The sequence below is a fragment of the Arthrobacter sp. ov118 genome, from assembly GCF_900116495.1.
Lineage (GTDB): Bacteria > Actinomycetota > Actinomycetes > Actinomycetales > Micrococcaceae > Arthrobacter.
Window position 1 is genome coordinate 150,937 of record NZ_FPAY01000009.1, and the last position, 16,447, is coordinate 167,383.

General features: G+C 67.4%; 16 protein-coding genes. 13 read left to right on the plus strand and 3 right to left on the minus strand.

Annotated elements, in window-relative coordinates; translation table 11 throughout:
- Positions 1-56 precede the first annotated feature (56 nt).
- Complete coding sequence (gene miaA, locus BM372_RS16115) at positions 57-986, plus strand: tRNA (adenosine(37)-N6)-dimethylallyltransferase MiaA (protein ID WP_090956460.1); 930 nt, start codon at positions 57-59, stop codon at positions 984-986.
- Between the two features lie 51 nt (positions 987-1,037).
- Complete coding sequence (gene dapF / locus BM372_RS16120) at positions 1,038-1,991, plus strand: diaminopimelate epimerase (RefSeq protein WP_090956461.1); 954 nt, start codon at positions 1,038-1,040, stop codon at positions 1,989-1,991.
- Here the strand turns inward: dapF and BM372_RS16125 are convergent.
- Positions 1,972-2,586 (minus strand): class I SAM-dependent methyltransferase, encoded by a 615-nt coding sequence (locus tag BM372_RS16125; protein WP_090956462.1) that lies wholly within the window; start codon positions 2,584-2,586, stop codon positions 1,972-1,974. The genes dapF and BM372_RS16125 overlap by 20 nt on opposite strands.
- 583 nt (positions 2,587-3,169) lie before the next feature.
- On the opposite strand from BM372_RS16125, the gene hflX reads away from it, so the two are divergent.
- A complete protein-coding gene (hflX, locus tag BM372_RS16130; RefSeq protein WP_090956463.1) occupies positions 3,170-4,780 on the plus strand; it encodes a GTPase HflX in 1,611 nt (536 codons plus the stop codon).
- Positions 4,773-6,896 carry an ATP-dependent DNA helicase gene (locus BM372_RS16135; RefSeq protein WP_305728173.1) on the plus strand — a complete coding sequence of 708 codons (2,124 nt, stop codon included), beginning with the start codon at positions 4,773-4,775 and terminating at the stop codon, positions 6,894-6,896. Before hflX ends, BM372_RS16135 begins: the two co-directional genes overlap by 8 nt.
- A gap of 2 nt (positions 6,897-6,898) precedes the next feature.
- Here BM372_RS16135 and lexA read toward each other — a convergent pair whose 3' ends face one another.
- Entirely contained in the window at positions 6,899-7,648 is a 750-nt protein-coding gene (gene lexA / locus BM372_RS16140) for a transcriptional repressor LexA (RefSeq protein ID WP_090956464.1), read from the minus strand.
- A gap of 353 nt (positions 7,649-8,001) precedes the next feature.
- On the opposite strand from lexA, the gene BM372_RS16145 reads away from it, so the two are divergent.
- The 8 genes from BM372_RS16145 to BM372_RS16175 all read left to right on the plus strand — a co-directional run bounded on the left by BM372_RS16145 (position 8,002) and on the right by BM372_RS16175 (position 14,422).
- A complete protein-coding gene (locus BM372_RS16145) occupies positions 8,002-8,415 on the plus strand; it encodes a LysM peptidoglycan-binding domain-containing protein (RefSeq protein WP_256214343.1) in 414 nt (137 codons plus the stop codon).
- 67 nt (positions 8,416-8,482) lie between these two features.
- Positions 8,483-9,601, plus strand: coding sequence for a histidinol-phosphate transaminase (locus tag BM372_RS16150; protein ID WP_090956516.1), 1,119 nt, complete (start codon positions 8,483-8,485; stop codon positions 9,599-9,601).
- A gap of 96 nt (positions 9,602-9,697) precedes the next feature.
- On the plus strand, positions 9,698-10,324 hold the full coding sequence (hisB, locus tag BM372_RS16155; RefSeq protein ID WP_090956465.1) for an imidazoleglycerol-phosphate dehydratase HisB: 627 nt from the start codon (positions 9,698-9,700) through the stop codon (positions 10,322-10,324).
- Entirely contained in the window at positions 10,321-11,112 is a 792-nt protein-coding gene (gene hisH, locus BM372_RS16160; RefSeq protein WP_090956466.1) for an imidazole glycerol phosphate synthase subunit HisH, read from the plus strand. The genes hisB and hisH overlap by 4 nt, the downstream gene beginning before the upstream one ends.
- A complete protein-coding gene (locus BM372_RS20740) occupies positions 11,113-11,271 on the plus strand; it encodes a hypothetical protein (RefSeq protein ID WP_177236041.1) in 159 nt (52 codons plus the stop codon). It abuts the gene before it with no gap.
- A gap of 49 nt (positions 11,272-11,320) precedes the next feature.
- On the plus strand, positions 11,321-12,067 hold the full coding sequence (gene priA, locus BM372_RS16165; protein WP_090956467.1) for a bifunctional 1-(5-phosphoribosyl)-5-((5-phosphoribosylamino)methylideneamino)imidazole-4-carboxamide isomerase/phosphoribosylanthranilate isomerase PriA: 747 nt from the start codon (positions 11,321-11,323) through the stop codon (positions 12,065-12,067).
- A gap of 13 nt (positions 12,068-12,080) precedes the next feature.
- Positions 12,081-13,046 (plus strand): SseB family protein, encoded by a 966-nt coding sequence (locus BM372_RS16170; protein ID WP_090956517.1) that lies wholly within the window; start codon positions 12,081-12,083, stop codon positions 13,044-13,046.
- A gap of 62 nt (positions 13,047-13,108) precedes the next feature.
- Positions 13,109-14,422 (plus strand): MFS transporter, encoded by a 1,314-nt coding sequence (locus BM372_RS16175; protein ID WP_090956518.1) that lies wholly within the window; start codon positions 13,109-13,111, stop codon positions 14,420-14,422.
- Between the two features lie 105 nt (positions 14,423-14,527).
- Here BM372_RS16175 and BM372_RS16180 read toward each other — a convergent pair whose 3' ends face one another.
- Positions 14,528-14,914 carry a DUF1844 domain-containing protein gene (locus tag BM372_RS16180; protein ID WP_090956468.1) on the minus strand — a complete coding sequence of 129 codons (387 nt, stop codon included), beginning with the start codon at positions 14,912-14,914 and terminating at the stop codon, positions 14,528-14,530.
- A gap of 292 nt (positions 14,915-15,206) precedes the next feature.
- Here BM372_RS16180 and infC point away from each other — a divergent pair, with 292 nt between their 5' ends.
- Positions 15,207-16,412 carry a translation initiation factor IF-3 gene (infC, locus tag BM372_RS16185; protein ID WP_256214350.1) on the plus strand — a complete coding sequence of 402 codons (1,206 nt, stop codon included), beginning with the start codon at positions 15,207-15,209 and terminating at the stop codon, positions 16,410-16,412.
- Positions 16,413-16,447 lie beyond the last annotated feature (35 nt).

Genomic DNA, 16,447 nt, shown 5'->3' on the forward strand with positions numbered 1-16,447 from the left:
CGCAAGGCACTGCCCCTGGCACGCCACAAGACAAGACACCACTTCAGGCACCGCCGGTGATCGCCGTCGTCGGACCCACCGGCTCCGGCAAGTCCGATCTTGCCGTTTCGCTCGCGTTGGAGCTCGGAGGCGAAGTCATTAACGCCGACGCCATGCAGTTCTACCGCGGCATGGACATCGGCACCGCCAAAATCACCGACGCCGAACGCAGGGGAGTGCCGCACCACCTCCTGGACATTCTGGACGTGACCGCGGAGGCGAGCGTTTCGGATTTCCAGCAGCAGGCCCGCGCCCTGATCCGGGACATCCACGGCCGGGGCAAGCGGGCCATTTTGGCCGGAGGATCCGGACTCTATGTCCGCGCGGCGCTGGATGTCCTGGACTTTCCCGGCACGGACCCGGAAATCCGCCGCCGCCTGGAGACGGAACTGCAGACGGCGGGACCGGCACCGTTGCGCGAACGGCTGGAAGCCGTGGACCCCGTGTCCGCCGGCAGGCTGGGCGATGCCCGGCGCATCGTCCGCGCCCTGGAGGTCTTCGAACTGACCGGCCGTCCCTTCAGCTCGTTCATGCCCGCCCGCGAGTACTTCCAGCCTGCCGTCCAGATCGGTCTCGAAGTCGACCGGGAACTGCTCCGGGAGCGACTGGCGCGCCGCGTGCACTCGATGGTGGACCAGGGGCTCTTGGCGGAAGTGCGCCGACTGGACGCCGCCGGTCTCCGCAACGGAAAGACAGCGCCCCGCGCCCTCGGCTACGCCCAGTTCCTCCGGGTTCTCGACGGCGGCTCCACCGTGGAACAGGCCGCGGACGAAACCATCATCGCCACGCGGCAATTCGCGCGCCGCCAGCTGACCTGGTTCCGCGCCGATCCCAGGGTCACGTGGCTGGACTGGCAGGACCCGGACCTGCTGGCCAAGGCCGCTGCCCTGTGCCGGACGCCGCCGGTTCTGTCGCCGGGTGTGCCGCCGGTTCTGCCGGGGGCGTAGCGGTCCTGTCACGGTGACGGAGCTGTCCGGGCGGAACGGTAACCTTGGAGCATGGACGAACCCCAAACCGTAGCCGCTGAGCGGACAGCCGGCAATGCCGCTTCCCTCAGCGGTCTGAAGTTTTCCAAAGGCCACGGAACGGGCAACGACTTTGTCCTGATTGCCGACCCGAACGGCACATTGTCCATCGCTCCCGAGCACGTTACGGCGCTCTGTGACCGGCACCGCGGCATTGGCGGAGACGGGCTGATCCGCGCGGTGCCTTCCCGGTTCCTGCCCGAAGGCCAGGAGCTGCTGGCCGCGCACCCTGACGCCGAATGGTTCATGGACTACCGCAACGGCGACGGTTCACTGTCTGAGATGTGCGGCAACGGCGTCCGCGTCTTTGTGCACTTCCTCATCGCCGAAGGCCTCGTTGACCTGCCGGCCGGTGGCTCCCTCGTCATCGGCACCCGGGGCGGCGTGAAGACGATCGTCCGGACAGCTGCCGGTTACGCCGTCGACATGGGCCCGTGGGAGTTCATCTTCCCGGGCGAGGCCACAGCGCGCGCCATGGACTCGCTTGTCAGTGCCGACGGTCTGGAGGTCGCCCGGCCGGCCCTTTCTGTCAGCATGGGGAACCCGCATACCGTCGTGGCCCTGGCCGAAACGGGCGAGCTCGAGGCCACGCGGCTGTTTACGGCCCCGCGGGTGGACCCGACGCCCCCGCACGGCACCAACGTCGAGTTTGTTGTGCCGTCCGAGCCACTCGTCCACGAGGGCACGGGGACCATCACCATGCGGGTCCACGAACGGGGAGTGGGGGAGACCCAGTCCTGCGGCACCGGCGCCTGCGCCGCCGCCGTCGCCATCCGCCATTGGGCCGGCCAGGGCGCACCGGACGCCTGGAACGTGCACGTGCCCGGCGGCGTCGTCGGCGTGAAATTCTTCGTCGGGCCGGAAGGCCACGAACACGTCGAACTCAGCGGCCCGGCCGTGATCGTGGCTAGTGGGACGCTTTCCTGATCCGAAGGATCCGGAACGACTTTGATGTGCTCTCGCGGGTCACGCTGAAGCTGGAATCGAGTTCCGCCGCAAGCCAGCGCTGTAGCGAGTCCGAGCCGAGGTTCTTTTGGACGACGAGCCACGCGGACCCACCTGGTGCCAGCCGGGGAATCCACAAGCGCAGGAGGGCATGCAGCTCGTCCTTTCCGATCCGGATCGGCGGGTTGGACCAGATGGTGTCGAAACGCAGTTCTGGGTCCACGGCCTCCGGCGTGCTAGCGGTCAGGTTGTTCAGCCCCAGCAGGCCGGCATTTTCGTTGGTCAAGGTCACACAGCGTTCGTTCACGTCCACCGCGTAGACCTTGGCATGCGGTGCCCGCAGGGCCATGGTCAGGGCGATCGGGCCCCAGCCGCAGCCGATGTCGAGAAGATTGCCTTGCGGGGCCGGAGCCGGGACGTCGGCCAGCAGGACGGCCGTTCCCTTGTCGATTCCGTCAGGGCTGAAGATTCCAGAGGAAGTCTGCAGCCGGCGCGTTTCACCGGCAAGGTCCACGATGAGCGGCTTGCGGGTGAAAGGCCCGGCGGGCTGGGCGCTGAAATAGTGTGCAGACTCCATAATGGGCCAGATTAGTTGCCGGTCCGCCGGATTGGGAAACCGGGGCAGCCCCGGCGTCTGCTAGGCTACAGACCATGATCTTGATCTCCAAGTAGCCGGCACGGGCCTGGCCGTTTCCGAAACGTCCGTTTCGCACGGTCTCTAATCACGGTCTCTGACCACGGTTTCTAACACAGCCCCGTTCCGCAGCGATGCAGGTATTTGCCTTCCGCTCCGTGCGCCATCCCAAGGGTGAGGTATCCACTTGGCGCCCGAATCACTTGGAATCCAGCCGCTCCCTTTCGCACTGTCGATTTGGCACTGTCTATCAGGGCACTGTTTTCTGCAGCACGATTTCCCGCGGCCCCGCATCTGCGGTAGCGGACGGCAATTACCTCACTGTGTACCTCACAGCCAGGCGCATCCGGCGCCTCTCTCCCTGCCCAGCCACCGCTCCGTCAGGAGCCAGTCCTGCCCGCCGGCACCGTTGCCGCGGACATTCCAGGAGGCCCGCATGACCCCTCGCCGTCAGCCCAGCGCGAATACCGCCCCACAGAGCAACAATCGGCACTATTCTGAAATAGCCGAACCTTCAAAGGAGACCATGACCAGCCACCCCAACACCGGACCCGATTCAGCCGCCCAGGACATGAGTCCTGAGGAGATTCAGGCTGTCATCGACCGGATCCTCTCCAAGGACACTCCCGCCCCGGGCGCAGGCCGCAGTGCCGGCTCCGATGCCGGCGCTGACGCCCAGCCCGGTGCGGACGCCGACGGCCAGAGGGGCCTGCTTGGCAAAGCACAAGCCATTTCGCGCCTGGACGAGGTGTACACCAACTTCGACGGCGACCAGCAGGATCTCGAGGAGCGCCACGCGCTGCGGCGCAAGGCCGGGCTCTCCACTGAACTCGAAGATGTCACCGAGGTCGAATACCGGCAGTTGCGCCTCGAACGCGTCGTCCTGGCAGGCCTCTGGGTCGAAGGCACCCTGGCTGATGCCGAGAACTCGCTGCGCGAACTCGCCGCCCTCGCCGAGACGGCCGGCTCGGAGGTCCTCGACGGGCTCGTCCAGCGCCGGTCCAAGCCCGATCCCGGAACCTTCCTTGGATCCGGCAAGGCCCAGGAACTCAAAGCCATCGTGATGTCCACCGGTGCCGACACCGTGGTGGTCGATGCCGAGTTGGCCCCGTCCCAGCGGCGCGGCCTGGAAGACATCGTCAAGGTCAAGGTCATCGACCGCACAGCGCTGATCCTGGACATCTTTGCGCAGCATGCGAAGAGCAGGGAAGGCAAGGCACAGGTGGAACTGGCCCAGCTGGAATACCTGCTCCCGCGCCTGCGCGGCTGGGGTGAGTCGATGTCCCGCCAGGCCGGTGGCCAGGTGGGTGGCGCCGGGGCCGGCATGGGTTCGCGTGGTCCTGGTGAAACCAAGATCGAACTGGACCGTCGCCGGATCCGCACCCGGATGGCGAAGTTGCGGCGTGAAATCGCTGCCATGAAGCCGGCCCGGGAAACCAAGCGCGCCAACCGCCGTCGTAATGCCGTGCCGTCAGTAGCAATCGCCGGGTACACCAACGCCGGGAAGTCCTCACTGCTGAACCGGCTGACCGACGCCGGGGTGCTGGTGGAGAACGCCCTGTTCGCCACTCTGGACCCCACCGTCCGCAAGGCCGAAACTGCCGACGGTCTGGGCTACACGCTGGCGGACACCGTGGGATTTGTCCGCTCGCTCCCCACCCAGCTCGTGGAAGCGTTCCGTTCCACCCTGGAAGAGGTGGCCGACTCTGACCTGATCCTGCACGTTGTGGACGTGTCGCACCCCGATCCGGAGGGCCAGATCGCCGCCGTCCGGTCCGTTTTCAGCGAAGTCGACGCCCGCAAGGTTCCAGAAATCATCGTCCTCAACAAGGCCGACGCCGCCGACCCCTTCGTGGTTGAACGGCTCAAGCAGCGCGAACCGCGCCACGTGGTGGTCTCGGCCCGCACGGGTGAGGGCATTCCGGAATTGCTGAAGGCCATCAGCGACGGCATCCCGCGCCCCAGCGTCAAGCTTGAACTGCTGATCCCGTACAACCGCGGGGACCTGCTCAGCAAGCTCCACGAAACGGACGCTGAAATCCTGAGCCTGGACCACGAGGAAACCGGGACCCGTGCCGTAGTGATGGTGCGTGAAGGGCTGGCCGCTGAACTGGATCCCTTCATCAGCAATGACTGAGGCTGCGGTGACCGAAACTGACGCTGAATCTACGCACGGCTTGACTGCGGACGCTTCTCCGGACAGAACTGCAGACGCCGGCGAGGAGTTCGTTCTTGAGCTGCTCGACCGTGCCGTGTCCGGCATGGGTGGCCAGAGCCGCGACGGTCAGCACGAAATGGCCCGGCAGGTGGCGCGCGCGATCGACAGCGGCGACCACCTGCTGGTCCAGGCCGGCACCGGCACCGGCAAATCCCTGGCCTACCTGATTCCGCTGATCGCCCACTCGCTGACCAGCAACAAGCCCACCCTGGTCTCCACGGCCACCTTGGCGCTGCAAACCCAGATTGTTGGCCGGGACCTGCCCAGGCTGCTCAAGACCATCACGCCCGCCTTGGAGCGGCCCGTGAAGGTCGCGCTGGTGAAGGGCCGGTCCAACTACGTGTGCCGGCACAAACTCGAGGGCGGCTTCCCGTCCGAAGAACCGTCCGAGGGGCAGTTGTTTTCCCTCGGCGAGGACACCAGCGTGCCGCACTTCGCCGCCGCGCTCGGGGGCCCGTCCTCCCAGCTCGGCAAGGAAGTGGTCCGCCTGCGCGAGTGGGCCGAGGAGACGGCCACGGGGGACCGGGACGAACTGATGCCCGGAGTCACGGACCGTGCCTGGCGTCAGGTCTCGGTCACCTCCATGGAATGCCTGGGCGCGCAAAAGTGCCCGCACGCTGCCGAGTGCTTCAGCGAACTGGCCCGCCAGAATGCCGCGGACGCCGACGTCGTCGTCACCAACCACGCCATGCTGGCCGTCAGCGCCTTCGAAGGCCTGGCGGTCCTGCCCGAGTACGACGTCGTGGTGGTGGACGAGGCCCACGAACTGCAGGACCGCGTCACGGGCGCGGTCTCCGGCCAGCTCTCCGTGGCCATGGTGCACGCCGCCGCCTCCGGGGCGCGGAAGCACACCGGCATCACCGTGGACGCGCTGAACAATGCCGCGTCCCACCTGGAACTGGCCCTTGCCGGTGTCCCCAGCGGGTTGATGCCCAACGGCTTGAACTCGGAGCAGCTGGACTGCATCGACCAGCTGCGCGACGCCTGCCGCGCCGCGCTGTCCGACTCCAAGGGGGACAGCTCCACGACGGCCGACGGCGGCCGCCAGCTCGCCCGCTCGCGGCTGATGGTCATCCTGGAACTCTGCGAACGCCTCCTGGCTGCCCGCGAAAACCGCGAAGTGGTCTGGTTCTCCCGCAACAGCACCTTTGACCCGGCGCAAGGCTACTCCCCGCCGGACGAGAGCGCGCCGGCCTTGATCAACGTTGCTCCGCTGAGCGTTGCCGGGCGCCTGCGTGAGGGATTGTTCGCCGATCACACCGTCATCCTGACGTCGGCAACGCTGGCCATCGGGGCAGCCTTCGAGCCTGCGGCCGGCGGCCTCGGTCTCGTGGGCAGCGGCGCCCCGAGCTGGACCGGCGTCGACGTCGGATCCCCCTTCGACTATCCGAAGCAGGGCATCCTCTACGTCGCACAGCACCTGCCCAAACCCGGCCGCGGAACCTCACCGGAGGCCCTGGACGAACTCGAGAAGCTGATCCGTGCCTCCGGCGGCGGCGCTTTGTGCCTGTTCTCTTCCCGGCGGGCGGCCGAGGAAGCCGCTGACGCCATGCGGCCCCGGCTGGGCATGAGCATCCTGTGCCAGGGGGAGTCGAGCATGACGGCGCTCGTGCGCCAGTTTGCCGACGAGCCGGACACGTGCCTGTTCGGCACCATGTCTCTGTGGCAGGGCGTCGACGTTCCGGGGGTGTCCTGCCGGCTGGTGGTCATCGACAGGATCCCCTTCCCGCGGCCTGACGACCCGCTGATGACGGCTCGCTCGCGCGCGGTCGCCCAGTCCGGTGGCAACGGCTTCATGGCCGTCTCGGCCACGCACGCCGCGATCCGGCTCGCCCAGGGGGCCGGGCGGCTGATCCGTTCGACGTCGGACAAGGGAGTGGTGGCGGTGCTTGATTCACGGCTCTCCACGGAGCGCTACGGCGGCTTCCTGCGCGCCGCGCTTCCGCCCTTCTGGCCCACCACCGATCCGTCGATCGCCGTGGCCGCCCTCAAGCGCCTCGCCAAGGACACGGCGAAGGACGCCGCCAAGGACTAGCGCTAAAGGGAACGGAGCACCGAGACGACCTTGCCCATGATCACGGCGTGGTCGCCGAGAATGGGCTCGTACTGGGTGTTTTGCGGCAAGAGCCAGGTGTGGCCGTCCCGCTGACGGAACGTCTTGACCGTGGCTTCGTCGTCCAGTAGTGCGGCAACGATGTCGCCGTTCACCGCGTCACCCTGGCGGCGGACAACCACCCAGTCGCCGTCGCAAATTGCGGCATCGATCATCGAGTCGCCGGCTACCTTGAGCATGAACAGCTCGCCGTGGCCCACCAGCTGGCGCGGGAGGGGCATGACATCCTCCACCACCTGGTCTGCGAGGATTGGCCCGCCGGCCGCGATACGTCCGACAAACGGCACCATCGCCGTGTCGGTGGCGCTGGCCAGTTCAGTGACGGAGAGGCCGCCGACGGCGCGGAGGCCGCTGGACTTCCCGACACCCGAAATGGCGGCGGTCCCCTCGTCCAGGGTCAGGGGCATGAGTACTTCCATGGCCCGCGGGCGCTTCGGATCCCGCCGCAGGTAGCCGAGCTTCTCAAGCTGGGAGAGCTGATGGGTGACGCTCGACAGGCTGGCGAGTCCGACGGTATCGCCGATTTCGCGCATGGACGGCGGGTAGCCGTTGTCCGTGACCGAGCGCTGGATGGTCTCCAGGATTTTCTTCTGCCGGACGGTGAGGCTCTTGGGGGCCCGTGCGGGCTGGGCGCTCCGTGAGGTTGCCCTTCCGCCGGTGGCTTGTGCTGCCATGTTCGCCAATGCCTTTCCGTTCGGCCCGGCCACCGTGGCTACTGTCACCGGGAACACCAGGCCTGGAATGTCAGACCCTGCTGATCAACTACCAATGATCGAGTTCACAAGTGGTTGTCCTTCCCCTCAAAAGTAGGCCAGCCGCAGAGCTTTTTCAAACATTTGTTCTAGCGAGTCTCGACATCGTTCGTTACTAAGTGCTAAAACAGAACCAGCAAGATTCGAAGATGTGTTCGATTCCAGGTTTCGGGAACCGAGCGGATCATTCGGTTCTATGTTCGAAAGTTCGGCCGGTTGGCGGCGGTAAGTGGAGCACGCCGGGCGGCACCGTATGGTCCAGGAGGGCTCAGTTCATGTCAGCAGCAAGCGCGTCCCACCTCAGTTTGGTTTCCGGGACTTTGGTTCCCGGCACTTTTGCCCGCACTATTCCGGTCTCGGCGGGCCGATCGAAGCACGCGCCGCTGCGCCTGACGCGGCGCGGACGTTTCGTCTTTTTCGGCGTCCCGCTGATCCTGCTTGCGGCGCTCATCCTGTCGCTCAGCGGATTTCTCTTTGCTCCCGCCAAGGCGGCGGATTCCCCCGACCAGCTGTCGGTGACGCCCACCATCTCCGTGACAGTCCAGCCGGGGGAGACGCTCTGGGCCATCGCAGGATCCGTAGCCCCGGAACGCGATCCCCGCGATGTCGTGGCCGATATCGTGCAGCTGAACAACCTCGATGCCGCGCGTGTGATGCCGGGCCAGCAGCTGTTCGTCCCGTCGAATTAGTCACCCCAAAGCACCGCCTAGTTGTCACAGTTTCAGCGCCCGTGCCTGTTCCACTTAAACTGGTATGGTGACTGACCAGCTTGAGCGCCTCAACCGACTGCCCCTCCGAACCAATTTGCGGGGCCTGCGTCCTTACGGCGCGCCCCAACTCGACGTCCCCATCCTGCTCAACGTCAACGAGAACACCCATGGCGTCCCGGATGATGTCCGCGCGGCCATCACCGAGGCTGTCAGCGCCGCCGCCGCCGGGCTGAACCGGTATCCGGACCGGGAGTTCACGGAACTGCGGGAGGCTCTCGCCGAGTACCTTGGCCACGGCCTGGGCGCGGAGAACATCTGGGCCGCGAATGGCTCCAACGAGGTGCTGCAGCAAATTCTCCAGGCTTTCGGTGGCCCCGGCCGCACGGCCCTCAGCTTCCCTCCCACGTACTCGATGTACCCCCTGCTGGCGTCCGGCACGGACACGGAATACATCGTCGGGACGCGGGCAGACGACTACGGACTCAGCGCCGAATCGGCAGCCCGCCAGGTCCGTGAGCTTCAGCCCAACATCGTTTTCCTGTGTTCCCCGAACAACCCCACCGGCACCGGACTGGGACCCGATGTGGTCGAGGCAGTGTACGAGGCCGGCGAGGCCAGCCAGACCATCGTGATCGTCGACGAGGCGTACCACGAGTTCGCCCACGACGGTACGCCCAGTGCCCTCGCCCTATTGCCGGGCAGGGAGCGGCTCATCATCTCGCGCACCATGAGCAAGGCTTTTGCCCTGGCCGGGGCGCGCCTGGGGTACATGGCCGCGGCTCCGGAGGTCGCCGACGCCCTGCGCCTGGTCCGCCTCCCGTACCACCTGTCCGCCATTACCCAGGCCACGGCCCTGGCTGCCCTGCGCCACCGGGTGGCCCTCATGGCGGACGTCGCCGACATCAAGCGCCAGCGCGACCGGATCGTGTCCGAACTGACCCGCCTGGGCCTGAAGCCGGCCGCCTCCGACTCCAACTACGTGTTCTTCGGCGGGCTCGAGAACCCCCACGAGGTCTGGCAGCGCCTGCTGGACGCCGGGGTCCTCATCCGCGACGTCGGCATCCCCGGGCACCTCCGCGTGACCGCGGGCACCGAGACGGAAACCACAGCCTTCCTTGAAACCCTTGAACGCATCCTGAACAGCCACGCCCGGCCGCGGGCTTAAACTTGATGGGGATCAAGCGCGCCCCGCCACACAGTCCTGGCATGCAGCATTGCCACCCAGCCCCGCCTCCGGCCTTCTTCCAAAGGACACATCTACATGAGCAACACCGGATCCACCGCCGCCGAGGGCCGGACCGCCCGCATGGAACGGACCACCAGCGAGTCCTCGGTCCTGGTCGAGATCAACCTGGACGGCACCGGGGTCTCCGAGATCAATACGTCGGTCCCTTTCTATGACCACATGCTGACGGCCCTGAGCAAGCACTCCCTGATTGACATGACCGTCAAGGCCTCCGGCGACACCCACATCGATGTCCACCACACGGTCGAGGACGTGGCCATCACGTTCGGCGAGGTGCTGCGCACGGCCTTGGGCAACAAGGCAGGGATCCGCCGCTTTGGCGAGGCGACAGTTCCCCTGGACGAGGCCCTCGCGCAAGCGGTCGTCGACGTCTCGGGCCGCCCGTACCTGGTCCACGCAGGAGAGCCGGCAGGACAGGAATACCACCTGATCGGCGGCCACTTCACGGGCTCCCTGACCCGTCACGTCTTCGAGGCCATCACGCTCCACGCCGGGATCTGCCTGCACATGAACGTCACCGCCGGACGCGACCCCCACCACATCGTCGAGGCCCAGTTCAAGGCTTTCGCCCGTGCCCTGCGCGCCGCCATCGAACCGGATCCGCGCGTCGAAGGCATCCCGTCCACCAAGGGTGCCCTGTGAGCGGCCCGATCCTCCGGGGCGGGGCCATCATCGACCCCGCCGCCGGCACCAAGCCCGCTTCGCCGGAGGGCAAGCCCACGGTGACGGTGCTGGACTATGGCTCCGGCAACGTCCGCTCTGCGGTCCGCGCGCTGGAGCGGGCCGGTGCCGAAGTCATCCTCAGTTCCAAGCCCGAGGATGTCCTGAATGCTGACGGGCTCGTTGTCCCCGGCGTCGGCGCGTTCGAGACCGTCATGCGGGAGCTCAAAGCCGTGGATGCCATCCGCATGATCGGCCGCCGGGTTGCGGGCGGACGGCCCGTGCTGGCCATCTGCGTCGGGCTCCAAGTGCTGTTCGATGCCGGCGTCGAACACGGCACCGAGGCCGAAGGCATGGGGGAGTGGCCCGGCAAGGTGGAGCTGCTGCCCGCCGACGTCGTGCCCCACATGGGCTGGAACACCGTCGCGGTGCCCGTTGGGTCCAAGCTGTTCGCCGGCGTCGAGGGCGAGCGGTTCTACTTCGTGCACTCCTACGGGGTGCAGAACTGGGACTTCGATGTTATCCAGCCCCGGATGGCGGCGCCTCTGGTGACCTGGTCCGACCACGGTGCCCCGTTCATCGCGGCGGTGGAAAACGGTCCGCTGTGCGCCACGCAGTTCCACCCGGAGAAGTCCGGCGACGCCGGTGCCCGACTGCTGCGCAACTGGGTCGGGAGCCTGCGGCCTGCAACGCCGAACTCTGCAGGGTCAGACCCCGCGACGCCGGGACCGGCTACCCCGGACCCTTCAACTCCGGAACAGACCGCCTAGATGTGGTCCCTGGTGCTCATGGGCCTCGCCGGACTTCTGGTGGGCGGCGCCATCTCCTTCAAGCAGCAGAAAAGTCCGCGCTGGGTGCAGATCGTGTTCTACATCCTGGCCGGCATGTCGCTGCTGGCCGCCTACCTGTTGACCCTGCCGGCGTCCTGACCGTCCCGCCGCCTTCCCAACCACCCATTCCCAAGCTGAGGACCCCACGATGACCACCGAATCCCCGCTGCCCGTACTCGAGCTTCTCCCCGCCGTCGACGTCGTCAACGGGCAGGCCGTCCGCCTGGTGCAGGGCGAAGCCGGCAGCGAGACGAGCTACGGCACGCCGTTGGAGGCCGCACTGAACTGGCAGCAGCAGGGCGCTGAATGGGTTCACCTGGTCGACCTGGACGCGGCCTTCGGGCGGGGCTCCAACGCGGAGCTGCTGCGCGAGGTCGTGGGCCGGCTCGACATCAACGTGGAGCTCTCCGGCGGCCTGCGCGACGACGAATCGCTCGAGAAGGCGCTCGATCTTGGCGTCGCCCGCGTCAACCTGGGCACGGCGGCTCTGGAGAACCCGGAATGGACGGCCCGCGCTATCGAGCGCTTTGGCGACAAGATCGCCGTCGGCCTGGACGTCCGCGGCACCACGCTCGCCGGCCGGGGCTGGACCAAGGAAGGCGGGGACCTCTGGGACGTGCTCGGCCGCCTGGAGGAGGCCGGCTGCGCCCGGTATGTCGTCACCGATGTGACCAAGGACGGCACGCTGCAGGGCCCCAATGTCGAACTTTTGCGGCAGATGGTCGAGAAGACGGGCAAGCCCGTGGTGGCCTCCGGCGGTATTTCCAGCCTCGAGGACCTGTTGGTCCTTCGTTCCCTGGTGCCGCTCGGCGTCGAGGGCGCCATCGTCGGCAAGGCCCTCTACAACGGCAACTTCACACTGCCTGAGGCCCTCGACGTCGCTGGCCGGCGCTAGAGGGGCGGTGGCCATGGCGCAGACGGGCGACCCCCGGGACCCTCATCAGCCCCATGGGTCCCAAGGTGCAGTGCAGGCGGGGGCGGAAGCGGCTCCGGTCCGGCACCTGCCCGGACACATCGCGGCTGCCCTTGCCGGCGCCGGCGGGGCCGCCGACTCCGCCGGGCAGCCGTGGGCAGGCCGAAGCCTGTCCGGCGACGACGCGAAGATCCACAATTTCGAAGACGACGACGGCACCGCCGACGCCGGCTACCTGGGCGCCATTGCCGGCCTCGCCGGGGGCACTGCCGATGAGGCGGCCGTGGTGACCGCGCTTGCCACAGCCCGCGTCTTCGTTCCCATCCTCGCCCAGCTCGCCGAAGAAGGTGAGGCCGTGGCCGGAGTGCACGGCGACAAACTGCACGGCCACAAACTGCACAGCGACAAACAAGCCGACATGGCACTGGTGACCCTCAAGGCGCCGGACGGGCGGACCGCCATGCCGGTCTTCACCTCGGTCGCGGCACTTCAGGCCTGGCATCCGGAAGCCCGGCCGGTCGCCGTCTACGCGGCCCGGGCGGCACTGTCCGCTGTCGCGGAAGGGGCCGAGTTGCTCGTCCTGGATCCCGGCTCCGATGTGACGTTCGTGGTGCGCCGCCCGGCGGTGTGGGCCCTTGCCCGGCAACAGCCGTGGACGCCGTCGTATACCGATCCGGAAGTTGCCCGCACCATCGGGGAGAGCACGGCAGGCTTCCCGCCGGTCCGGCGTGTCGCCATCCAGCCGGGCCCCGGGGTGGCGGCGGTGACGGCCGATGGCGGGCGGCTGCCCGGCGGGGGAGTCGGTCCGGAACTTCGCGTGGTCCTGTACCTTGAAGACGGACTCGATGCCGCCGGCGTGCAGTCCGTCGTCACCGGTCTCAATAACGCCTGGGCCCGGAATGAAATCTTTGCCGAGCGGGTTGATTCGATCGAGGTCAAGCTGCAGCGCGCAGCTCCATAGCTGTCGGCCCAACGGGGGACCCCCGGTGCTGCCGTCGGCAGTACCAGAAGGAAATGTACTCCGTGAATTTCGCGCTTTACCGGGAGCTGCTCTCCGTCCGCCCCATCAGGCGGCTCCTATTGGTCGGGATGATTGCCCGGATACCGCACTCGGCGGCCGGCGTCCTGCTGACTCTGCACATCGTCCTGACCCTCGGCCAGGGCTACGCCGCCGCCGGCGCAGCAGCCGCCGTCATGACGATCGGCATCGCCGTCGGCGCGCCGTGGCGTGGGCGCCGGGTCGACACCGTGGGGCTGCGCAAGGCGCTTATTCCGTCCGTCATCTCCGAGACCGTGATCTGGTCGGTCGTCCCGCACGTCTCCTACGAGGTCCTGTTGCCCCTGGTTTTCGTCGGCGGCCTGCTGACACTGCCCATCTTCAGCGTGGTGCGGCAGTCGCTGGGCGTACTGGCGCCCGGTGAACAGCGCCGCACGGCCTTCGCCCTGGACGCCATCGCCACCGAACTGGTCTTCATGATCGGCCCCGCGGTCGGCGCCGTCGTGGCGACCAGCGGGCAGTCCGTCCTGGGCCTGACGGTCGTGGGAGTGGCCACGTCCGTCTCGGGACTCTTCCTCATGTGGTTCAATCCGCCCACCCGCAGCGCTGCCCCAGATGCCGGGCTCGAGGCCGAAGAGCTCGAATGCGCGGAGGGCGCCGTCGTCGCCGCCGCACCGGCCCACCTGCAGGAAGCCGCGGCCGAGCTGGCGCCGCTGGCAGCCGCTGCAGAGGAACGGAGGCAGCGTGTTTCCGGCCTGCGGCACAGGGTGAGCCGCAACTTCAGCTGGTTCACGGCCGCTGTGGCATCCGTGTTCGCTGTCGCGGCCGGCGCCGGCATGGTCCTGAGCGGCACCGACGTCGGGATCGTCGCAGCCCTTCAGAGCGGAGGCCACGAGGCTGAAATCGGGATCGTCTTCCTCTTCTGGTGCGCAGCCTCGGTGGTGGGCGGCCTGCTCTACGGCGCCATGCACCGGCCGATCTCGCCGATCTTCCTGCTGCTGGGCATGTCCGCCCTGACCATCCCGATGGCCTTCGCCACCGACACCTGGACCCTCAGCCTGCTCGCGCTGTTGCCCGGTCTGCTCTGTGCACCGGTGCTGTCCGCGGCCTCGGAAAAAGTGGCAGAGCTGGTTGACGAGAGCCGGCGCGGCGAGGCGATGGGCTGGTACGGATCCTCACTCACCGGCGGAGTGGCCCTCGGCGCCCCGCTCGCCGGACTGTTCATCGACGTCATCGGCCCCTCGGCAGGCTTCGTTTCCGTAGGGCTGGCGGGTGTGGCCCTCTGCCTGGTTGGACTCGTCCTGCAGCGGGCGCGGCGCCGCCGCCTGGCTGCGGCCTGAGCGTTCGCCGGACGCCGCCGGTCGGTCGTTAACGACGCCGGCGGGCGGACCTGGCTGGTCCGCCCGCCGGCGTCTACTGGCTCAAAGCTTTAGTTGACTGATGCTTTAGTTCACTGGGCCGGTGTACTTCTCGCCCGGACCCTTGCCCGGGGCGTCCGGGATAGTCGATTCCTCGCGGAAGGCCAACTGGAGCGAGCGCAGTCCATCGCGCAACGGGCCGGCGTGCTGTGAGCCGATTTCCGGTGCAGCGGCGGTCACCAGGCCGGCAAGGGCGGTGATCAGCTTGCGGGCCTCGTCCAGGTCCTTGAGCTCCTGGGCATTTTCCTCGGCGGCGAGGCCGAGCTTCACTGCGGCGGCACTCATCAGGTGCACGGCGGCGGTGGTGATGACTTCGATTGCGGGGACTTCCGAGATGTCGCGGATCTGGGCCGACACGTCGGCCGGGGCGGCCGTGGACTCGAAAACGTGGGAATTACGGTCTGAAGTGCTCATGCTGGTAAGCTTGTCACAGACCGACTGAATGTCGTTATTCTCAGGGGGCGGCCGGCGACGCATACGTGCGTTGAGCGGGTGTCTTTCTGTAGGATTGGCTTTTAGTTTGCAAGCGGAGTTCTCTCCCACCCGCGTCAGCCGCGAAACTTCCTTCGGGAAGCCCCTCCCTCGCAGGAGTCAAGGTTGCCGGGTACCTGGTCGGGCATTACCTCGGACTCCGGTCCGATGGATGTGCATGCCGCCTCCCTGAGGCCGGCAGCTCCGATCTCGAGGCCTTCGATTGCTCCGGCAATTGGGGGCCTTCTCTTTTTGCCGGTGGAATACCCCTCACGAACACAGGAGCTTTAACATTAGCGAGCCAAGAATCAATGAGCGTATCCGCGTCCCCGAGGTGCGGCTGGTCGGCCCTGCAGGCGAACAGGTAGGAATCGTCCGTATTGAGGATGCCCTGCGTTTGGCTGCCGAGTCCGACCTTGATCTCGTTGAAGTTGCACCGCAGGCCAAGCCTCCGGTGTGCAAGCTGATGGACTTCGGCAAGTACAAGTACGAAGCCGCTGTCAAGGCGCGCGAGGCCCGGAAGAACCAGACCAACACGGTCCTGAAGGAAATCCGTTTCCGCCTGAAGATCGACACCCACGACTACGAGACGAAGCGCGGCCACGCGCTCCGCTTCCTCGGTGCCGGCGACAAGGTCAAGGCCATGATCCAGTTCCGCGGCCGTGAGCAGCAGCGCCCCGAAATGGGCATCCGTCTGCTGCAGCGCTTCGCCGAGGACGTCGCCGAAGTAGGCGTTGTGGAGTCCAGCCCGCGGATCGATGGCCGCAACATGGTCATGGTGGTGGGCCCGCTGAAGAACAAGGCTGAAGCCAAGGCGGAGGCGCGCCGCGCAACGCAGCGTGCAGAAGCCAAGGCGGAGAACGAAGCCAAGGCGTCTGGCCGTGTGGATGTCTCAGGTGGCAACGCACCGCTGACCCAGACGCTGTCGGATCTCCTGCCGGAAGGCTTTGCCGCTGCAACGGAGGCTCCGGCGACGGAAGCCCCCGCCGCCGAGGCGCCCGCGGCCGAAGAGACCCAGGCCGAAGAGGTCAAGGTCGAAGAGGTCAAGGTCGAAGAGGCCAAGGTCGAAGAGACCGCGGCCGCGCAGGCCCCGGTCGAAGAGGCCAAGGCTGCCGAGGCTCCGGCCCAGGAAGCACCGAAGGAAGCTGCTCCCAAGGCGGCCGAGAAGCCGGCAGAAGCGAAGGCTCCCGCGGCTCCGAAGGCGGCGGAGAAGCCCGCTGCAGCGAAGGCTCCCGCGGCTCCGAAGGCAGCCCCGGCGCCTGCAGCCAAGGCATCCGAGGAAAAGGCGCCTGAGGAAAAGGCCGCTCCGGCCGCTCCGGCTGCAGCTCCGAAGCCGGTCGCTGCTCCGAAGCCGGTGCCGAGGCCTTCAGCGCCGAAGCCCGCCGCGCGGCCGGCCGCCCCCCGGGCTGCGGCCAAGCCTGGCAGCAAGAAGACCAACTAGTTCACGGCTGCCGGACAGCAATGTCCGGCAGCAAG

Coding starts and splice junctions, on each gene's coding strand:
- priA (WP_090956467.1), top strand. CDS start 11,321: ATGACCACCGAATCCCCGCTGCCCGTACTCGAGCTTCTCCCCGCCGTC.
- BM372_RS20740 (WP_177236041.1), top strand. CDS start 11,113: ATGTGGTCCCTGGTGCTCATGGGCCTCGCCGGACTTCTGGTGGGCGGC.
- hflX (WP_090956463.1), top strand. CDS start 3,170: ATGACCAGCCACCCCAACACCGGACCCGATTCAGCCGCCCAGGACATG.
- BM372_RS16180 (WP_090956468.1), bottom strand. CDS start 14,914: ATGAGCACTTCAGACCGTAATTCCCACGTTTTCGAGTCCACGGCCGCC.
- hisB (WP_090956465.1), top strand. CDS start 9,698: ATGAGCAACACCGGATCCACCGCCGCCGAGGGCCGGACCGCCCGCATG.
- dapF (WP_090956461.1), top strand. CDS start 1,038: ATGGACGAACCCCAAACCGTAGCCGCTGAGCGGACAGCCGGCAATGCC.
- BM372_RS16145 (WP_256214343.1), top strand. CDS start 8,002: ATGTCAGCAGCAAGCGCGTCCCACCTCAGTTTGGTTTCCGGGACTTTG.
- lexA (WP_090956464.1), bottom strand. CDS start 7,648: ATGGCAGCACAAGCCACCGGCGGAAGGGCAACCTCACGGAGCGCCCAG.
- BM372_RS16135 (WP_305728173.1), top strand. CDS start 4,773: ATGACTGAGGCTGCGGTGACCGAAACTGACGCTGAATCTACGCACGGC.
- BM372_RS16170 (WP_090956517.1), top strand. CDS start 12,081: ATGGCGCAGACGGGCGACCCCCGGGACCCTCATCAGCCCCATGGGTCC.
- BM372_RS16125 (WP_090956462.1), bottom strand. CDS start 2,586: ATGGAGTCTGCACACTATTTCAGCGCCCAGCCCGCCGGGCCTTTCACC.